The sequence below is a fragment of the Streptomyces sp. NPDC093221 genome (assembly GCF_044753885.1).
Classification (GTDB): domain Bacteria; phylum Actinomycetota; class Actinomycetes; order Streptomycetales; family Streptomycetaceae; genus Actinacidiphila.
The window spans coordinates 502,738-521,918 of record NZ_JBIVOA010000002.1; the positions used below are offsets into that span (position 1 = coordinate 502,738).

Genomic DNA, 19,181 nt, shown 5'->3' on the forward strand with positions numbered 1-19,181 from the left:
CTCCCGCGTGGCTTCCCCCTGCTCCTTCGCGCTGCCCGGCGGTCAGCCGCCGCGGCGCACTCCCGGGGACACCACGAGCCGGTTGACCAGCCAGAACAGGCCGATCGTGGTGAGGGCGAGGCCCGCCACGAGGGTCGCCCCGCCGACGACCTTCTCGTAGTTGCGCTGGTAGAGGCCGTCGATGATGTAGCGGCCGACACCGCCGAAGCTGACGTACGCGGCGATCGACGCGGTGGAGACCACCTGGATCGCCGCGGAGCGCAGGCCGCTGAGGATCAGCGGGAGCGCGACCGGCAGTTCGACCTGGAAGAGCACGCTCGTGGTGCTCATGCCCATGCCGCGGGCCGCGTCGACCGGCGAGGGGTCGACGGTGCGCACGGCCTCGTAGGTGGTGACCAGGATCGGCGGCACCGCGAGCGCGACCAGCGGGATCATCACCGGGGTCAGGCCGATGCCGACCCAGACGGTGATCAGCACCAGCAGGCCGAAGCTGGGCAGCGCCCGCGCGGCGGTCGCGATGGCCGCCAGCGCGTTCCCGCCGCGTCCGGTGTGGCCGGTGAACATGCCGATCGGCAGTCCGATGGCGGCGGCGATGGCGAGGGCCATGAGGCTGTACTGGACGTGCTCGAACAGCCGGTGCGGGATGCCGTCGGCGCCGTGCCAATGCGAGCCGTCGCTGAAGAAGGCGTTGACGAAGTGCAGGACGTTCATCGGGCGGCGTCCTTCAGGGTGGGCGCGGTGGGCGCGGGTCGTGAGGCGGGCTCCGCCGGTTCCGACAGCGGTACGCCCTTGCGCCTGGCCTGTCCGCCGCGCGGCATCCACGGCGTGAGCAGCATGCGGATCAGGACGAGTACGCCGTCGACCGCCATGCCCAGTACGGCGATGGAGACCACGGAGGTCACCACCAGCGGTGTGCGGTGGTAGAACATGCCGTCGGTGAGCAGATTGCCGAGCGCTCCCTGGTTGCCGATCAGGGCGCCGACGCTGACCAGGCTGATGCTGGACACGGCCGCGACCCGCAGCCCGGCGAAGATCGCGGGCACCGCGATGGGCAACTGCACCTGGAGATAACGGCGTCCGGGGCCGAGGCCCATGGCGGTCGCGGCGGCCATCGTCTCCTCGGGCACCGACCGGACGCCGTCCACGATCGCCGGGACCAGCAGCACGAGGCTGTAGACGGTCAGCGGGATCATCACGGTGGTCTCGGTCGCGCCGGTGTAGTCGATGAGGACGACGAAGAAGGCGAGCGACGGGATCGCGTACAGCACGGTCGTGACCCACAGGACGGGCGAGTAGATCCACTTGAAGCGGACGCAGAGCTGGGCGACCGGCAGCGCGATGAGCGTGCCGAAGAGCACCGGGAGCAGCGCCTCGCGCAAGTGCAGGCCGATCAGGCCGAGATAGGAGTGCTGGAGGTCGCTGGGGATGGTGAAGTACTCGCTCATCGGGCGGCCTTGGCAGCGGTCTCCGGGTCGGCGTCGGCCGAGTCCGCGGCCTTCGCGCCGGACCCGCCGTGCCCGCCGGACGCGGCGGTCTTCGCGGCGCCCCTGCCCGCGCCGCGTTCCGCGTGGGCGCCGCGGATGGCCTCGGCGATCGTCGTCTGCGAGGTGACGCCGACCACCCGCCCGGTGTCGTCCACGGCGACCGCCCAGCCGGTGGGCGAGAGCACCGCGCAGTCCAGCGCGTCGCGCAGCGACTCCTCGCCGAAGACGAACGGGCGCCCGTGCGGCAGCAGATCGGCGCGGTCCAGCCGGTCGGCGCCCTTGGCCGCGGCGGCGGGCTCGGTCCAGCCGATCGGCCTGCCGTCGGTGTCGGTGACCAGGAGGTAGGGGGCGTCGGACGCCGCGGTGCGCTCGGCGACCTGGGCGGAGCTCGAGTCGACGGCGATGATCGGCGCGGTGGTGAGTTCGAGTCCCGCCGAGGTGAAGAAGGACAGCCGGCGGATGCCGCGGTCGGTGCCGAGGAAGTCCTCGACGAACGCGTCGGCGGGGGCGGTCAGCAGCTCGTCCGGCGGCGCGTACTGGGCGAGTTTCCCGCCGGTCCGCAGCACCGCGACCATGTCGCCGAGCTTGATGGCCTCGTCGATGTCGTGCGTGACGAAGACAATGGTCTTGCCCAACTCGGCCTGGATGCGCAGCAGTTCGGCCTGGAGTCCCTTGCGGACGATCGGGTCGACCGCGGAGAAGGGCTCGTCCATCAGCAGGACGGGCGGGTCGGCGGCGAGCGCCCTGGCCACGCCGACGCGCTGCTGCTGGCCGCCGGAGAGCTGGTACGGGTAGCGCTTGGCCATCGAGGCGTCCAGGCCGACGCGTTCCATCAGGTCCCTGGCGCGCTTCCTGGCCCGGTTGCGGTCCCAGCCCAGCATGCGCGGCACGGTCGCGATGTTGTCCACGATGGTGCGGTGCTGGAAGAGTCCGGCGTTCTGGATCACGTAACCCATCGACCGGCGCAGCGCGTTGACCGGCTGCGCGTGGATGTCGGCGCCGTCCAGCAGGATCCGGCCACCGCTGGGCTCGACCATCCGGTTGATCATCCGCAAGGTGGTGGTCTTCCCGCAGCCGGAGGGTCCGACCAGTACGGTGATCGAGCCGTCGGGTATGTCAAGGGAGAGTTCGTCGACCGCCACAGTGCCGTCGGGGTATCGCTTGGTCACCGAATCTATCTGTATCAAGTTCCTGATCCCCTTCGGGGCTGGGCTTGGGGGGACTGTTTCCGGCCGTCGCGCGGAAAGCCTATCCCGCACATGTGTCCGTTCCGGGGAACATCCGTCCCATGGGACGCAGGGCGGCCATCTTGACATGGGCAGGACATAGAGGTGTTCTGGTCTCGACCACGGCCCGGAGGACGGCACTTGGCCGGACCCCGCGGCCCGGCCCGGTCCCCGGTCCCGGTCACCCCCCACCATCCGTCGCACAGGCGGCGTCCGAGCCGCCGGGAAGCGGAGCCATGCCCGCACACATGCCCGCGCACCTGTCCGCTCACCACGCGGTCCCCCACCGTCCGTCGCGCGTGCGTTCCTCGCGCGTCCTCGTCCTCGTGCTGTCCTGCCTGCTGCTGAGTCTGGTCCCCACGACCTTCAGGGCACAGGCCGCGACAGCGATCTGCAACACGTACTGCGACGCGCGCGATCCGGCCGCCGCGCCCTCGGAGCGCGTGCCCGTCAGCGCCTCGATCTACTCCCGCAGCATTCAACTTCATATGGATGACAACGATGCCATGGGCTGGGCGTCCATCGGCAACGGCAGTCCGGGCGACGAGGTCTGGCTCGACCGGTCCTTCGACGGCGGCGCCACCTGGACGAACGGCAGCAAGCTCGGCGACACCGTCACGCCCGCGGCCAACAGCGGCTGGCGCACGCTGATGTACAACGTGGACGACTGGAACACCAGCGGGGTCGGCGCGCTGCGCGCCTGCGGCAAGGCGGGCGACCGGCCCGAGATCGCCTGCACCCAGTGGGCCAGGTCCAACTGGAACGCCTGGAGCCGGAGCACGGCCGCCGCCACCGCGCTGATGATGAAGTGGGACCGCGGCACCGGGCTGTTCGGCGGCAACGGCTGGTGGACCGCGGCCAACGCGCTCACCTCGGTGATCGACAACATCCGCACCAGCGGCATGCCCAGCTACGGCTACGCGGTCTCGCGCACCTACGACCTCAACGTCAACGCGCGCGAGGGCCAGTTCAGGAACGACTACCTGGACGACACCGGCTGGTGGGGCCTGGCCTGGGTCGACGCGTACGACCTGACCGGCGACAGCCGCTACCTGAACACCGCCCGCGCCGACGCCGACCACATGTTCGGCTACTGGACGAGCAAGTGCGGCGGCGGAGTGCAGTGGAACGAGACGAACGCGTACAAGAACGCCATCACCAACGAGCTGTACCTCCAGCTCAACGCCGCGCTCCACAACCGGATCTCCGGTGACAGCGTCTATCTCGGGCGGGCGCGGAGCGAGTGGAGCTGGTTCCAGAGCAGCGGGATGATCAACTCCTCGCACCTGGTCAACGACGGGCTCAACGACTCCTGCGTCAACAACGGCCAGCCGACGTGGACGTACAACCAGGGCGTGATCCTCGGCGGTCTGAGCGAGCTGTACAAGGCGACCGGCGACAGCGGGCTGCTGACCACCGCGCGCACCCTCGGCAACGCCTCGACCACGTCCACCGCGGTCAACTCCGGCGGGGTGCTGCGCGAGCCGGGCGAGGGCGACTCGTGCGACAACGACGGGGCGTCGTTCAAGGGCGCGTACGTCCGGGGGCTGCGCGACCTCAACAAGCAGCTCTCCGACCGCCCGTACAGCGGGTATCTGCGCACGCAGGCGAACGCGGCGCACGCCAACGACCGCAACGCGCTGGACGTGTACGGGCCGCACTGGAACGGGCCGCTGGCCGGGACCGGTTACGGCTGCCAGCAGAGCGCGCTGGACGCGCTCAACGCGTCCGAGGCGAGCTGACGTCCCCGCCGTGAGCGTCACACGCCGCCGCCCGCCCCGGAGCCCGGGACGGGCGGCGGCTCTCTGTGCGCAGGTCTCGGCCTCGGAATCGGCCTCGGCCTCAGCCGACCGACAGGGCGAACACGTGGAAGCCGCTGTCGTTCGGCAGCGTCACCGTGGCGACCGTCTTGGCCGGGTCGAGCGCGCCGCCCGTGGTGTACAGGCTGACGGCGTGGTCGCCGAGCGTGTCACCGGGCGGGCGGTTCCAGTTGGCCGTGGTGACCGCCAACTGGCTGTTGCCGCTGGCCGCGTTGCTGTACCAGTCGGGCAGGACGACCGCGAGGTCCGCGCTCGTGCCGTCGGTGTAGGTCACCTTGACCGTCCCGGCGTGCGTGGAGCTGATGCCCGTGCCGAGCAGGCCCAGGCGGGTGCCCTGGCCCCGCAACCGGATCACCTGTCCGGCCGCCGCCACGTTGTCGGGCTGGCCCGGCTGCGTGTCCGGCCAGGTGTACGGCAGTCCGCCCGCGGTCACCGTGGCGCCCGGCGTGTAGCCGACCGCCGCCAGTTGGGTGGCGGAGAAGCTGTAACCGGCGGGGTCGAGGGTGCCGGTACTCGGATCGCTGTCGGCGCTGATCCCCTTGTTGTTGTACGCGGCGGCCGTCGTCGCGTACGGGACGGTGGTCGCGGCGTCCGCGGTCCTGCTCTGCCTGCCGCTGAGGTCGTACGTCGCCTTCCCCGTCAGTGTGGCCGCGCCCGGCACCGCGTTCGCGGGCGCCGTGACGACCCAGGTGGCGCTCACCGAGGAGTGCGGCGCGACCGTACGGCCGACGGCCTTGCCGGGTGCGGGCGTCGCCGTCCAGTCGGCCGGGACCTTCAGGCTCAGCGCGAGGTCGCGCACGGTCGAGTCGCCGGTGTTGGTGAAGGTCTGCTTCACCGGGTACGAGGCACCGGCGTCGGCGGCGGCGGGCACGGAGAGCGCGGTGTACTGCGCGCCGACCGTCCTGCTCACCGTCACCGCGGACGTCAGCGGGGTGTCGGCGGACGACTGGCCGACGTACAGCGGGTAACGGCCCCTGAGGACCGTCCAGTCGTGCGCGTCGGCGTCCCACGTCCGGAACGCGTCGGCGGACAGGGTCAGCCGTACGGTCTTCGTCCGGCCCGGCTTGAGCTGGACCTTGGCGAAGGTCTTCAGGGCTTTCGGCGGCTCGCCGGACCCGGCCGGGTAGCCGATGTAGAGCTGCACCACGTCGGTGCCGGTGCGGCGGCCGGTGTTGGTGACGTCCACCGAGACCCGGACCGGCTGGGTGCCGCGGGCGGTGGCCTCGACCCGGTCGTGGTCGACCCTGAGGCGGGACTGCTTGAAGGTGGTGTACGACAGGCCGTATCCGAACGGGAAGAGCGGGGTCTGGCCCTGCTGGTCGTACCAGCGGTAGCCGACGTCCAGGCGTTCGCTGTAGTCGTACACACCGTTGACCGCGGGGTAGCGGCCCGGGGCGGCGGCGACGGCGGTCTGCGTGTCGGACTTCGGGAAGCTGACGGGCAGCCGGCCGCCGGGCTCGGCGTCGCCGGTGAGCAGCGCGGCCAGCGCGTTGCCGTCCTCCTGGCCCGGGTACCACATGTCGAGCACGGCGGGGACGTCGGAGAGCCACGGCATGAGCACCGGCGCCCCGGCCCTGACGACCACGACGGTACGGGGGTTGGCGGCGGCGACCGCGCGGATCAGGTCGTCCTCGTTGCCGGGGAGCGCCAGCGTCGTACGGTCGGTGCCCTCGCTGGAGGAGTCGCCGACCACGACGACGGCCGCGTCGGCCTTGGCGGCGGCGTCGGCCGCGGCCTGGATGGTCGGGTCGGGCAGTCCTGCCCCGGACCAGCCGATGGTCACCGAGGCGTTCTGGGCGCTGTCGTAGTACTCCACGCGCAGGCTGTGCGGCTCGCCCGCGGTGAGCTGGACGGGCGCGCTCTTGACCGTACTGGCCGCGTGATCGGACCAGTTGTCGACGATGAGCTGTCCGTCGAGGTAGATCCGGCTGCCGTCGTCACTGGTCGCGGAGAAGGTGTACGCGGCCGTGGCGGGCGCGGTGACCGTGCCGGTCCAGCGGGCGGAGAAGTTGTCGACGGGGATGCCGTCGGCCGGGGAGCCGAGGACCCAGTCGAAGTCGATGTCCGGGTCGTCGCGGGTGACCGCGGGCCTCCCGGAGAGCGTCTTGTTCGCGAAGTACTCGCCCTTGAGGCCGGTGAGCGCGGAGGCCGGGATCGCCGGGAAGCCGCCGGCGCCGCCCGCCTTCACCGAGGTGACGTCGACTCCGCTGCCCAGCCTGGCCTTCAGCCCCGAGACCGGGTCGACCTTCTTGTACGGGGTGACCGCGGAGCTGCCTCCGCCGCCGGTGACCGCGGTCTCGGCGTTCGGGCCGATGACGGCCAGGGACTTCAGCTTCCTGGTGTCCAGCGGCAGGGTGCTGCCGCTGTTCTTCAGCAGGACGCTGCCGTCCTCGGCCGCCTTGCGCGCGAAGGCGCTGTCGGCCTCGTAGTCGACGGTGGTGGGGGTCTTGGCCTCGAACTGCCCGGTGCGGAACTCCAGTCGCAGGATGCGGCGGGCCGCGTCGTCCAGGACGGACTGCGGCACCTGGCCGGCCGCGACGGCCGCCGGGAGCTGCTGGAAGTAGGTGGTGCCGCTGAACTCCTGGTCGAGACCGGCCAGCGCGGAGGCCACGGTGCTGTGGTTGGCCGGGTAGTCGGTGTCGACGACGCCGTCGTACTTCCAGGTGTCGATCAGGATGTCGCGCAGGATCTGCGCGTTCTCGCAGGCGTAGGTGCCGTTGACCTTGTTGTAGGCGCACATCAGGGACCAGACGTGGGCGTCCTTGACGGCCTTCTCGAAGGCGGGCAGGTAGATCTCGTGCAGCGTGCGCTCGTCGATGTTCGAGCTGGTCGTCGTGCGGCCGTTCTCCTGGTTGTTGCCCGCGTAGTGCTTGACCTGCGCGGCGACGCCCTGCTTCTGGATGCCGTCGATCTCGGACGCGCCGATGTCACCGGCCAGCGCCGGGTCCTCGCCGAAGGTCTCGAAGTCGCGCCCGCCGAGCGGGGTGCGCACGATGTTCACCATGGGGCCGTAGATGACCTGGTAGCCGCGGGACTTGGCCTCCGAGCCCATCACCGTGCCGTACCGCCTGGCGAGTTCGGTGTCGAAGGACGCGGCCAGCGAGACCGGGGACGGCAGCGCGGTGGCGGGCTGCCCGTCGCGTACGCCGCCGGGGCCGTCGGTGAACTGCGTGCCGGGGATGCCGAGGCGGTCGATGCCCGGTATGTAGCCGGTGGCGTGCGACCCGCTCGGCACCCCCACCGCCGTCATGAGCGTGGCCTTCTCGGTGTTGGTCATCTGCCCGAGCAGCAGGTCGATCCGTTTCTCCAGCGGAAGCCGGGAGTTGAGCCAGGGCCGCTGCCCGGCTCCGGCGGGCCCGGTGCTGCCGGACGCGGGTCCTGCCAGCGCCAGCGGTACGGCGAGGGCGGTGACAGCGGCTGCTGCGACCGCGAGACGAGCCATGCGCATACGTTCTCCAAAGGGGCGTCATTGCCGGCGAATTCAGGAGGTGAACGCAAACGCCTCGAAGTCTGCGCTCACCCAGGAAGAGCGTCAAGAACATGAACACGACACGCTGTTCTGAACGCGCCGACCCTTCGGGTCCCGGCGTCCGTCCCGGTTCCGGCGGCCGGGACGGGGGCGGTGGCGGGGCGGTGGCGGGGCCTTCCTTGGGGGGCAGGGCCTTCTGCGGCGGCGCGGTCTTCCGCGGCGGCGGGGCCTTCCGCGGTGGCGGGGGTCACAGGGGGCAGGGTGGCTCCGGAGCGGGGCGCGGGGGATCATGGGTGCGGACGACGGGCGGGCGAGCGGAGGTACGGGCGTGACGGCGGCGTTGGTGGTGCAGCACGGGGCATCCGGAGGGCCCGGCCGATGGGAGGGCTGGCTCGGCGAGGGCGGCGTCGGCGTGGACGTGGTCGCCGCGTACGACGGCGAGAAGGTGCCCGAGCGGCTGGGGCGGCGCCCCCTGATCGTGCTCGGCGGCGGCTATCTGCCCGACGACGACGAGCGGGCCCCGTGGCTGGCGGCCACGCGCGAGCTGGTGCGGCAGGCGCTGGAGGCCGGCACACCGGTGTTCGGGATCTGCCTCGGCGGCCAGATGCTGGCGCAGGTCGCGGGCGGCGCGGTGCGCGGCGAGCACGGGCGGCCCGAATTCGGCAGCACGACCTTGACGCTGCGTCAGGAGGCGGCGGACGACCCGCTGTTCGCCGGGCTGCCCGAGCATCCCACCGCGATCGAGAACCATGTGGACGCCATCGTCGAACTCCCCGACGGCGCGCGGTGGCTGGCCGAGAGCGAGCGCTGCCCGTACCAGGCGTTCCGGGTCGGCGAGAACGCCTGGGGCGTCCAGTTCCACCCGGAGACCACGGCGGACCGCATCCGCGGGTGGAACGTCGAACGCCTGCGGCGGCACGGCGTGGACCGCGACGAGCTGCACCGCGCCGCCGTGCGAGACGACGCGGCCGCGGCCGACGTATGGCGTCAGGTGGCGTTGCGCTTCGCCGCCGTCGCGTCGGCGGCGTGATCACCTCGCGCGGGTGAGCGCGGGGGAACGCGGTCACGCCGCGTACCGCACGACGGCCCCTGTGCCGTGCCGGGCGGCGGGCCTTGCCGCGGGGCGCTTCACAGGGTCCGTGCGGATGTCACTCCACGCGGCGTAGATCCTCGGCCCACTCCAGTGACACGAGCACCGTCTCGACCCTGGAGCGCAGCCCCAGCTTCCGGGTGATGCTCGTCAGATGCGCCTTCACGGTGCGCTCGGCGATACCGAGCCGGGAGGCGAGTGCCCTGTTGCCCTCGCCGAAGCCCATGACGCTCAGTACCTCGCGCTCGCGGGGGGTGAGGGTGCTGAGCGCCGAGCGCTCCAGTGGCGCGAGACCCGCGCCGCCACCCCGTCCCCTGTCGAACCGACTCAATCCTTGACGGTCAGTAAGAAGCTTGTCCCCGTACACGCTACTCCCCAACTCCCAATGAAGACCTTCAACGCAGAAGGTGCCGAATGGGCTGAACACGCCAATCGCCCGACCGAATTTGACCGTTCATATCGTCACTCCCTTCGCCGGGCTTCATGAGCTCGCGGTGATCGGCCGGATATTGACGCTCCGCCCACTCCCCGACAGTAAACAACGGGGGCTGTCCGCCGCCCGGTTCAGGCGAGGCAATCACGTGACCTACGCCACATACGTGACACCCCGATCCAGGTTTAGCAGCGGCGATGCGTCAACTCCCCAGGCCAGAGGGGCAGTTGTGTGACATGGTTGAAAGCCGGTCGCAATTCGCGCGGGAGCGCTCCCGCTTCTCATTGACGCTCCGTCAGCCCGGTGGACGCGCGTGCCGACGGCGCATGTCCGGTCATTCGACACGCGGGCATTCGGCACCCGTGAATCGGCGCCGCGCGCGCTCATACGATTGCGCGTGGCACCGAAGCCGCTTCGAGGCCGCTTCGATGTCGCTTCGAAGCCGCGCGCATAGGGATATCCCTACGGATTTCCGGCGGGCCTTACTTCCTGTGAGCGCACTGTGCAGACTCCCACCCGGGGTGCCACCCACGCCACCCGCCTTCCGACCCTCCGCCGTCGGCTCATCCGCCTACCCCACAAGAGGATCCGATGAGAAACAGACTTCTGTCCCTGGTCGCCGCCGCGGGCGTCCTCGTCGCGGGCGGCGCGGTCGCCGCGGCGCCCGCGCAGGCCGCACCACCCCCACGGACCGCCCCTCACGCCGCCCCGGCCGCCTGCACCCCCACCCAGGTGATCGCCAACGGCGGTTTCGAGTCCGGCAGTTCACCCTGGACGAGCTCCACCGGAGTGATCACCACCGGCGGCGGGCAGAGCGCGCACGCGGGCACCCAGTTCGCCTGGCTGAACGGGTACGGCTCCACGCACACCGAGAGCCTGTCGCAGGCCGTCACGATCCCCGCCGGGTGCTCGGCCGCCAGCCTGACCTTCTGGCTGCACATCGACACCGCGGAGACCACGACCACCACCGCCTACGACAAGCTGACCGCGAAGATCGGCAGCACCACGCTGGCGACGTACTCCAACCTCGACGCGGCCACCGGCTATGTGCAGCGGACCGTCGACGTGTCCGCGTTCGTCGGGCAGAGCGTCACCCTGGCCTTCACCGGCACCGAGGACTCCGGCCTCCAGACCAGCTTCGTCCTGGACGACATCGCGCTGAACACCTCGGGCGACACCACACCGCCCCCGGCGGCCGACGCGACCCGTACGCCCGCGGCGCCCGCGTACACCGTCAGCCTGACCAGCGACACGACCGGCGGCACCTGGAACGGCCACGAGAGCGTGAACTTCACCAACGCCTCGGCCACGCCGCTCACCGAGGTGTACCTGCGGCTGTGGGACAACTACCACGGCAGTTGCCCGACGACGCCGATCACCGTCACCAACGTGACCGGCGGCACCGCGTCCGCCCTGACGGTCAACTGCACCGCGCTGAAGGTGACGCTGCCCGCGGCGCTGGCCCAGGGGCAGAGCGGCACGGTCGGGTTCGACCTGAAGATCGTGGTGCCCAGCGGGGCCGACCGGTTCGGCAAGGACGGCTCCTTCAGCTTCATCGGCAACGCGCTGCCGGTGCTGGCGATCCGGGACGCGGCGGGCTGGCACCTCGACCCGTACACCAACAACGGCGAGGCGTTCTACTCGCTGGCCGCCGACTTCTCGGTGACGCTCGACCACCCGACGGGCATCTCCGTCCCGGCGACCGGCACCTCGGTGGACACCCCCGGCGCCTCCGGCCGCACCGTCACCAAGGCGACGGCGAGCAAGGTCCGCGACTTCGCCTGGGCCGCGGGCCCGTTCAGCAAGGTCTCCGGTACGTCGCCGGGCGGCGTGAAGGTCAACGTGTACGCGGTGAGCGGCATCAGCACCGCCAACTCCAACTCCATGCTGACCGTTTCGGAGAACGCGGTGGACGCGCACGCGGGCCGCTTCGGCGCCTACCCGTACAGCGAGATCGACGCGGTGCTGGACAACAACTTCTGGTTCGGCGGGATGGAGTACCCGGGCTTCGTCCTCGACCTGGTCGACACCACCGCGCTGACCCACGAGATCGGGCACCAGTGGTGGTACGGGATCGTCGGCGACGACGAGTACAACAGCCCGTGGCTGGACGAGTCGTTCGCGGACTACTCCACCGACCTGGCGCTCGGCAAGACCGGCGCGAGCTGCTGGAACAGCGTCTCCTGGGCGTCCTCCGCCGAGAAGATCACCAACTCGATGGCGTACTGGGACGCGCACTCCTCGCGCTACGGCACGGTCGTCTACAACTACGGCAAGTGCGCCCTGCACGACCTGCGGCGCCTCATCGGTGACACCGCGATGACCCAACTCCTGCGCGGTTACGCGCAGTCGCACTGGTACGGCGTCTCCACCACCGCGGAGTTCAAGGCCGCGGCCCAGGCGGCGACCACGGTCGACCTGACGTCCTTCTGGACGCAGCACCGGATCGACGGCTAGGGCCTGTCCGGCGGATCGACGGCCGGGGCCGCGCCACCGGCCCCGGGCCGCCGGCCCTCAAGGCCGAGGGGCCGGGTCCGGGTCCAGGCCCGGCCGGGACCCGGCCCCTCACTTCTCGCCCCCGTCCGGGAGCCGCGGCGGTTCCCGGACGGGGTGCCCCACACGCGACGCCTCCGACGACCGTCACGCCTTCTTGACAGGTGCACGATCGAAGCTGATGATCGGGGCCCACACCGTGTCGGGAGGGCCCCGGGCATGACAGAAGCGACGCGTTCCGCAGGCAGGACCGCCGCCCGCCCCACCCCCACGAGGCGGGCTGCGGTCCGCAGCCGCGCCGCGCTGATGACCGCCGCGCGGGCCGCACTCGGCGGCGGCGCCGGTGTCCTGCTCACCGGCCCCGCCGGAATCGGCCGCAGCACCCTGCTGACGGCGCTGGCCGACGAACACGCCGCGGCCGGCCACCGCGTCCTGCGCTGCGCGCCCTCCCCCGCCGAGCGGCACCTGCCGTACGTCGGCCTCATCGACCTGCTGTCCGACGTCGGGGACACCGCCTTCGCCGACCTCCCGCCGCCGGAACGCGACGCGCTGCGCGCCGCCCTGCGCCGCCCGCCCGCAGCGGCCGGGGCCGCTCCCCCCGACCCGCTCACCCTGCGCCTGGCCCTGCTCCGCCTGCTCACCGCGCTCTGCGCCCGCTCCCCCGTCCTGCTGGCCGTGGACGACGTCCAGTGGCTCGACGCACCGACCGCCGCCCTCCTCGCCTTCGCCACCCGCCGCGCCGCCCGCCTGCCGCTGACCACCGCCGTCGCCCTCCGCGCGGACGGCGCCGCGTGGACGGGAGCCGAAGGGGCCGCGGTGCTGGACGTGCCGCCGATGACCGAGCGGGAGGTGGCCGAACTGCTCGGCGGGCGCGCGGTGGCGGCCCGCGTGCACGCCGAGAGCGGCGGAAACCCTTACGTGGCGCTGGAGTTGACCCGTGCGCTCGGCGAGGGCGAGACGGCGGGGCCGCTCCCCGTACCCCGTTCGCTGCGCGAGTCGCTGCTCGGCCGGGTGTCAGGTCTCACGGCCGGGGCGCGGACCACGGTGCTCGCCGCGAGCGCCGCCGAGCGGCCGACCGTACGGCTGTTGCGCCGGGCGGGGCGGGAGAACGCGGTGGCCGAACTGGCCGAGGCGGTACGGCAGGGGGTCGTGGAGCCGGTGCCGGACGGCGGGGCGGTGCGCTTCGTACCGCCGCTGCTGGCGCGGGTGGTGTACGAGGACGCGGAGCCCGACGCGCGGCGGCGGGTGCACACGGCGCTCGCGGCGGCGGCCGGTGATCCGGTCGAACGGGCCCACCACCTGGCGTCGTTGACGCCCGGCTGGGACGCGGAGGTGGCCGCCGCGCTGTCGGCGGCGGCGACCGCGGCGCGCCGCCGGGGCTCCCCCGCGACCGCGGCGAGACTCGGGCGGCTCGCGGCCGACCGCACTCCGCCGGGGGACGCGGCGGCCGAGACCGACCGGCTGCTGACGGCGGCGGAGGACGCGGTCGCGGCGGGCGACTACCCGCTGGCCCGCCGTATCGCGCACGAGGTGCTGCACGAACCGCCGGCCGAACCGGGCAGGCCCGCGGACCGGGTCAGGGCGTGGATGGTCATCGTGGACTCGTGCGGCCAGGCGATGGCCGAAGTGGCGGACGTCTTCCCGCAGGCGCTCGAGGACGCGCGGGACGACCCGCGGCTGCTGGCCCAGTTGCACCACCGGATGAGCTGGCGGGCCTGGATGGTGGAGGGCACGGCGGTCAAGGCCCATACGCACGCGGCGCGTTCGGCCGTACTGGCCAGGAGCGCGGGCGACCGCCGCACCGAACTGTCGGCGCTCAGCCAGCAGGCGGCCGTCGAGTTCTACCTCGGCCGCCCGGAGGCCGAGGACACCCTGGCCGCCGCGCTGGCGGGGCCGCAGGACCCGCGCGTGCTCTTCGACCACAACGGCCCGGTCTTCCTCAAGCACCGCCGCCATCTGCTGCACGACCGGCTGGACGACGCGCGGACCGAACTGCGGGCGCTGGTCTACACGGTACGGCGGCGCGGCTCGGCCGAGAGCCTGTGCCAGTGCCTGTCGGGCCTCGCCCAGGTGGAGATCCTGCGGGGCCGCTGCGAACGCGCCCTCGACCTGGCCCACCAGAGCCTGCGGATCGCGGAACAGGGCGGGCTGAGCCAGGGCCCCGCCTGGTACGCGGTCGCGCTCGCGGAGGCGGCGGGCGGCGGTACGGAACGGGCGCTGGCCGCCGCCGACCGGGCCAGACGGCACAGCGAGGACGACGACGACCAGCTCTTCCTGCCCAGGGCGCTGCACGCGGAGGGCCATGTGCGGCTGCTGCGCGGCGAGACGGCCGCGGCCGTGCACGCGCTCCAGCGGGCCAGGCTGCTGGAGACGGGACAGGGGCAGGGCGATCCGGCGATGCGCCGCTGGCAGGCGGACCTCGCCGAAGCACTGGTCAGGTCGGGCGCCACCGACGAGGCCGCCGACCTGGTCGCCGCGACCCGCGCGCAGGCCGCCCGGCTCGGCCGCCGCGGGCTGCTCGCGGTGCTCGACAGGGCCGCCGCGCTGGTCACCGAGGCGCGCGGCGACTCGGACGCGGCGGTGGCCCAACTCGGGGCGGCCGTCACCACGTTGACCGCGCTGCCGTATCCGCTGGAGGAGGGCAGGGCGCGGCTGGCGCTGGGCCGGCTGCACGCCAGGCGTGGCGATCCGCGGGCGGCGCGGGCCGCGCTCGACGCGGCGGCGCGGGTCTTCCGCGCGGCCCGCGCGCACCCGTGGCTGGCGCTGACCGACGCCGAGGCCGACCGCGTCGACCGCGCAGACCGGTTCGACCGGTTCGGCGGGTACGACCGGTTCGGCGGGTACGACGGGTTCGACCGCGTCGACCCGCCGGGCCGTGCGCACGACCGCGCCGCGCCGCTCACCGCGCTCAGCGACGCCGAGCGCCGGGTCGCCGCGCTGGCGGCGCGCGGCGCGAGCAACCGGGAGATCGCCGCGACCCTGGTGATCAGCGTCAAGACCGTCGAGGCCGCCCTCACCCGCGCCTACCGCAAGCTCAGCGTCCGCTCGCGCGTCGATCTGGCCAGGGTCGCCCTCGACCACCCGGCCGCCGACCGCCACGAGGTCTGACGGCGAGCGTGCGTACGTGACGCGAACACGGCCTCGCGGCACGTGCGGACGTACCGACGTACCGACGTACGGCCCTACGGACGCGCGGACTTGGGGGAGAACGCCGAGGGGCGCCCCGCCCGGTCGGCGGAACACCCCTTCGTACGAGCGAGTCGGCCGCCCCCGTGAACGACCGGCCCGCCTCGCCCTGTGCCTGACGCGAGGTCAGTGCATCCAGAGCAGGTAGAAGTTGTTGGTGCCCAACTCACAGATGTAGACCGGGCCGTGGATGGGCGCGTTGGCCTGTGCCTGGGCGACACACGACGCGTAGGTCGGGAAGTAGCCCATGAACATGAAGCCGCTGCCGGGCGGCGGGGAAGCCTGGGCCGCGCCGGCGAAGACGCCGAGGCCGAGCAGGGCGGTGGCCACCAGTGTTCCGGTGCGGGCCATCAGTCGCTTGGTCATGTGCACAACTCCTTTCCGGGCAGGCGAAAGCGCCTGCGGGGGGAGGGAAGGGGGCTTGCGTGTGCGGATCAGACGTCCAGATCAGAGCTGTTCGGGCCGCGCGCCGTGATCGAACGTTAGCCGTTGACTACAGGCCGCAGCAATAGGTCTAGGCCAATGTGTGACAGCAGCCGACGGATGGCCCTCGTGGGTCAGGTGAGGCGCAGCGCCGCCTCGCGGACGGCCAGCGTGTCCTGCCTGACCTCGCGCAGACCGGGCAGCGCGGCACCACCCCCGACGCCGCCCTCGACACCCCCGCCGACCCCGATCCCGGCACCGACCCCGACCCCGGCCCCGCCGCTGCCGTCCCCGCGCAGGCTCCCCGCCCACGCCACCAGCTGCCGACGGAAACCCGTACGCCCCGGCTCCGCCGTGTACGTGCGCCGCGTCCCGAGGGCCGGCCCGGCGTCCCAGGTGTCGACGTGCAGAGTGGCCGCCTCGTCGCGGGCGTACGGCGAGGGCAGGGTGAGCGTGGCCACCGAGTCCTCCGCCACGCACTCCAGCGTCTCCCGGTAGCGGCGGTGCCCGGGCAGCCGTACATGGGTGAGGTCGACCAGCAGGCCGTCGGCCGGGCGCCAGCGCGCGCTCACCGCGCTCGTACCCGCCCAGCCGGTGGCGTCGAGCAGCCGCCCGTGCAGCCGCAGGTCCCCGCCCGCCAGGATCGCGTGCACCAGATTGACCTGGTGGATCAGCGAGCCGCCGAGGCCGCGGGCGTACGCCTCACGCCGCCGCGCCGCCACCGCCGTCGCCTCCGTCGCCTCCGTCGCTTCCGCCACCGCCTCCGTCACTCCGGGGCCGAGCGCGCGGACCAGCGCCGCCTCGGCCGGCGGCGGCTGCGGGCCGAAGGGCGGCGGCGGATACGGCAGCAGGTGCTCGACCTGGTGCGGCGCGTTGGGGTCGTGGATGTCGGCGGTGATCCGGCGGACGGCGGGCAGGTGCTCCCGGCAGTGGTCGAGGAAGCGGGCCACGACCGGGTCGTGCCGCTTCATGTAACCCGCCGCCACCGGCACCCCCGAGCGCCGCTCGGCCGCCGCCAGCTCGTCGATCTCCGCGAGGTCGAGGCTGACCGGTTTCTCGCAGAGCACCGGCAGGCCCCGTTCCAGACACCCCAGGACCACATCCCGGTGCGTCCACCACGGCGTGCAGACCAGCGCGGCCCGCGCCCCGGCCCGTACCGCCTCGTCCAGCGTCCGGCAGACGGCGACACCGTCCGCCGGGCGCACGCCACCGACCGGGCTCCCGGTTCCGGCCGGTGTCACCCCACCGGCCCCGTCCGCCGCACAGGACCCGGCGCCCGCCCGCGTACCGGGAAACCAGGCCCGTACGGCCGCGGTGTGCGCCGGATCGGGGTCGATGACGGCGACCGGGCGCAGCAGCTCCGGGAGGTCCCGCATCTCGCGCAGATGCGCCGCGTGCGCCACCTTGCCCGCGCCGATCAACGCCACGGGAACCGGTTGTCCCATCGGTCCGCACCCCTTTTCCGTCTCTCTCCCAGCGCATCACACGGCGGGCGGCGCGCGCCCGCCGGGGTGAGGGTCACTGGCGTGGCGACCGATGGTGCCCGACCATGTATGCGTGGAGGTGCGACGATGCGGTGGCCAGTGTCAAAAACAGGTATTGACATGCCGACGTGTGCCCAAGAGGATGTTTCCCACGTTGGCGCCCTGCGCCTCCGCACCCATTCGACGCGGGCGACGAATAGGCGATGTGCAACCGGAAAAGTCGCACTTGCGGGCTTCCGGTCGCCGGGCCGCGCCGGTAATACCCCTCACTCCTGGAAGCACTCATGGAACCGGCGGCGAACACTCGTCCGCCGGCTTAGGACAGAACCGTTGCTAGAGTCGCTTCGGGTGCTGTCGGCACGCCGCGGGCCGACCCACGGGACCGGTCCGCGGTGACGAGAGGGGGCTAGCCGTGGCGGGAGTTGTTCGCAGTGGCGGGGCGGATGCCGAGGACATCGGTCTCGCTCTGTACCAGACGCTGCGCACCAACGGATCCATAGCCCCGGAGAAGGCGGCCGCGGGCATCGGGCTGACCGACGCCGAGGCCAGGGCCGGTTGGTCGGAGCTGCGGGAGCTGGGGCTCATACGCGCCGGTCGGGTGCCGGAGGAGGTCGATTCGGTGGAGCCCGACACCGCCCTGATCGGCCTGCTGGCCCGGCAGCGCGAGGCGCTCCAGGCCCAGCGTGACGAGTTGTCCTCGATCGTGCGGGCGGCCGAGTCGCTGATGGAGCGCTACCGCCCCGCGGTGTTGCGCGACGCGGCGGAGATCGAGGTGGAACTCCTCATCGGGGAAAACCGTAAGCGGCAGTCCATCGGCGATTTCAATGCGCGCATCACGGAATCCACCGGTTCGATGCATCCGGGACCGCTGCCGCCCGCCGAAGTTCTCGTGCATTCCATCGCCGCGGACAGCGCGCTTATCGAGCGGGGTGTGAAAGTCCGCGCCGTATACGGGCAGAGCATTAATTCCGCGCCACGTCAACGTAAATACCTGACGGAACTCTCGGCGGTCGGAGTCGAGGTCAGGCTGGCGACCCAGGTCCCCTTCGACCTCCTGATAGCGGATTCGCACAGCGCGCTTGTCTCGGCCAATCCCGACAACCCTTCGGGCCCCGCGGTCATCGTCCGCGGCGCGGCCCTGGTCCGGTCGTACGTGGCGCTCTACGAGGACTGCTGGCTGCGCGCGGTGCCGTACTCGGCGAAGTCGGCGGGGAGCTTCGACTCGGGGGGCGAGCTGACCGAACAGCACCGCACGACGATGCGACTTCTGGCCAACGGGCTGACAGATGAGCGGATCGCGCGCAAACTAGGGGTGTCCCTGCGCACTGTGAGTCGCCTGGTATCAGAGATCATGCGATATCTCCAGGCGGACAGCCGGTTCCAGGCGGGAGTCCTCGCTGCGGCCCATGGGCTAATTTGACCTGCGCATTCGCGCCATTGCGCACTTACGCACAACCGGAATCTGGCCTGGCCCTGTCCGATTTTGACATCATCGGCAGGGCTACGCGTACCTATCACCCCCTTGAGCGCCTGCCCTCCCAACGAAGGATCACGATGTCGCGCATCCGGCACACGACCAAGATTTCCGCCGTCGCCGCCCTGGTGCTCGCTCTGTCGTCGGCTATCGGAACAACCGTCGCCTTCGCCGACGCCGGTTCGGATTCCGCTCCGGCGCCCAGTGCACCCGCGGACACGTCGGTGGCCCCGGACAACTGGTTCCCCGGTGCTCAGCCCGCGAACTGGTTCCCCGGTGCCAGCGCGGACACCGGCCCGGACAACTGGTTCCCGAACGCCGTACCGGCGAACTGGTTCCCCACCGCGAGCGCCGTATCCCCCGACAACTGGTTCCCGGGTGCGGTACCCGTGAACTGGTTCCCCAGCGCCGTGGCCGTCTCCCCCGACAACTGGTTCCCGAACGCCGTCCCCGCCGGGAACTGGTTCCCGAATATCGCCCCGACCGATGTGACCGTGTCATCACTGTCGGTTTAATTTCCCCGAGCTCTCCGCGCCACCAGGTCCTGGTTTCCCCGCCGGACCCCGGCGCCGCAAGACCCGCCAAGACCCGCACAGCGC

General features: G+C 72.1%; 13 protein-coding genes. 6 read left to right on the top strand and 7 right to left on the bottom strand.

Features of this window, described 5'->3' with window-relative positions:
• Nucleotides 1–42: 42 nt before the first annotated feature.
• Genes ACIQCJ_RS08195 through ACIQCJ_RS08205 form a run of 3 tightly spaced genes read right to left on the bottom strand, consistent with a single transcriptional unit; the run spans nt 43 to nt 2,671 of the window.
• Nucleotides 43–711, bottom strand: a complete 669-nt coding sequence (locus ACIQCJ_RS08195) for an ABC transporter permease (RefSeq protein WP_355344351.1) — start codon at nt 709–711, stop codon at nt 43–45.
• Entirely contained in the window at nt 708–1,445 is a 738-nt protein-coding gene (locus tag ACIQCJ_RS08200) for an ABC transporter permease (RefSeq protein ID WP_355344354.1), read from the bottom strand. The genes ACIQCJ_RS08195 and ACIQCJ_RS08200 overlap by 4 nt, the downstream gene beginning before the upstream one ends.
• Complete coding sequence (locus ACIQCJ_RS08205) at nt 1,442–2,671, bottom strand: ABC transporter ATP-binding protein (RefSeq protein ID WP_402711011.1); 1,230 nt, start codon at nt 2,669–2,671, stop codon at nt 1,442–1,444. The genes ACIQCJ_RS08200 and ACIQCJ_RS08205 overlap by 4 nt, the downstream gene beginning before the upstream one ends.
• A 287-nt stretch (nt 2,672–2,958) precedes the next feature.
• Here ACIQCJ_RS08205 and ACIQCJ_RS08210 point away from each other — a divergent pair, with 287 nt between their 5' ends.
• Complete coding sequence (locus tag ACIQCJ_RS08210) at nt 2,959–4,452, top strand: glycoside hydrolase family 76 protein (RefSeq protein WP_402711273.1); 1,494 nt, start codon at nt 2,959–2,961, stop codon at nt 4,450–4,452.
• A 100-nt stretch (nt 4,453–4,552) separates the two neighbouring features.
• Here ACIQCJ_RS08210 and ACIQCJ_RS08215 read toward each other — a convergent pair whose 3' ends face one another.
• Nucleotides 4,553–7,972: a glycoside hydrolase family 3 C-terminal domain-containing protein gene (locus ACIQCJ_RS08215; RefSeq protein ID WP_402711012.1), complete on the bottom strand. Its 3,420-nt coding sequence runs from the start codon at nt 7,970–7,972 to the stop codon at nt 4,553–4,555.
• A 316-nt stretch (nt 7,973–8,288) separates the two neighbouring features.
• Here ACIQCJ_RS08215 and ACIQCJ_RS08220 point away from each other — a divergent pair, with 316 nt between their 5' ends.
• Nucleotides 8,289–9,029, top strand: coding sequence for a type 1 glutamine amidotransferase (locus ACIQCJ_RS08220; protein ID WP_355344363.1), 741 nt, complete (start codon nt 8,289–8,291; stop codon nt 9,027–9,029).
• A gap of 118 nt (nt 9,030–9,147) precedes the next feature.
• On the opposite strand, the gene ACIQCJ_RS08225 is transcribed toward ACIQCJ_RS08220, so the two are convergent.
• Entirely contained in the window at nt 9,148–9,420 is a 273-nt protein-coding gene (locus tag ACIQCJ_RS08225; protein WP_355344366.1) for a LuxR C-terminal-related transcriptional regulator, read from the bottom strand.
• A 693-nt stretch (nt 9,421–10,113) separates the two neighbouring features.
• On the opposite strand from ACIQCJ_RS08225, the gene ACIQCJ_RS08230 reads away from it, so the two are divergent.
• Together ACIQCJ_RS08230 and ACIQCJ_RS08235 are read left to right on the top strand one after the other, a co-directional pair.
• On the top strand, nt 10,114–11,979 hold the full coding sequence (locus ACIQCJ_RS08230; protein WP_401306402.1) for a M1 family aminopeptidase: 1,866 nt from the start codon (nt 10,114–10,116) through the stop codon (nt 11,977–11,979).
• Between the two features lie 255 nt (nt 11,980–12,234).
• Entirely contained in the window at nt 12,235–15,123 is a 2,889-nt protein-coding gene (locus ACIQCJ_RS08235; protein ID WP_402711013.1) for an AAA family ATPase, read from the top strand.
• A 204-nt stretch (nt 15,124–15,327) separates the two neighbouring features.
• Here the strand turns inward: ACIQCJ_RS08235 and ACIQCJ_RS08240 are convergent, their stop codons facing one another.
• A complete protein-coding gene (locus ACIQCJ_RS08240; RefSeq protein WP_355344375.1) occupies nt 15,328–15,567 on the bottom strand; it encodes a hypothetical protein in 240 nt (79 codons plus the stop codon).
• 191 nt (nt 15,568–15,758) lie between these two features.
• On the bottom strand, nt 15,759–17,069 hold the full coding sequence (locus ACIQCJ_RS08245; RefSeq protein WP_402711014.1) for a Gfo/Idh/MocA family protein: 1,311 nt from the start codon (nt 17,067–17,069) through the stop codon (nt 15,759–15,761).
• A gap of 451 nt (nt 17,070–17,520) precedes the next feature.
• On the opposite strand from ACIQCJ_RS08245, the gene ACIQCJ_RS08250 reads away from it, so the two are divergent.
• Together ACIQCJ_RS08250 and ACIQCJ_RS08255 are read left to right on the top strand one after the other, a co-directional pair.
• Complete coding sequence (locus ACIQCJ_RS08250) at nt 17,521–18,528, top strand: LuxR C-terminal-related transcriptional regulator (protein ID WP_188281775.1); 1,008 nt, start codon at nt 17,521–17,523, stop codon at nt 18,526–18,528.
• Nucleotides 18,529–18,662: 134 nt separating this feature from the next.
• Nucleotides 18,663–19,097, top strand: coding sequence for a hypothetical protein (locus ACIQCJ_RS08255; protein ID WP_391044452.1), 435 nt, complete (start codon nt 18,663–18,665; stop codon nt 19,095–19,097).
• Nucleotides 19,098–19,181 lie beyond the last annotated feature (84 nt).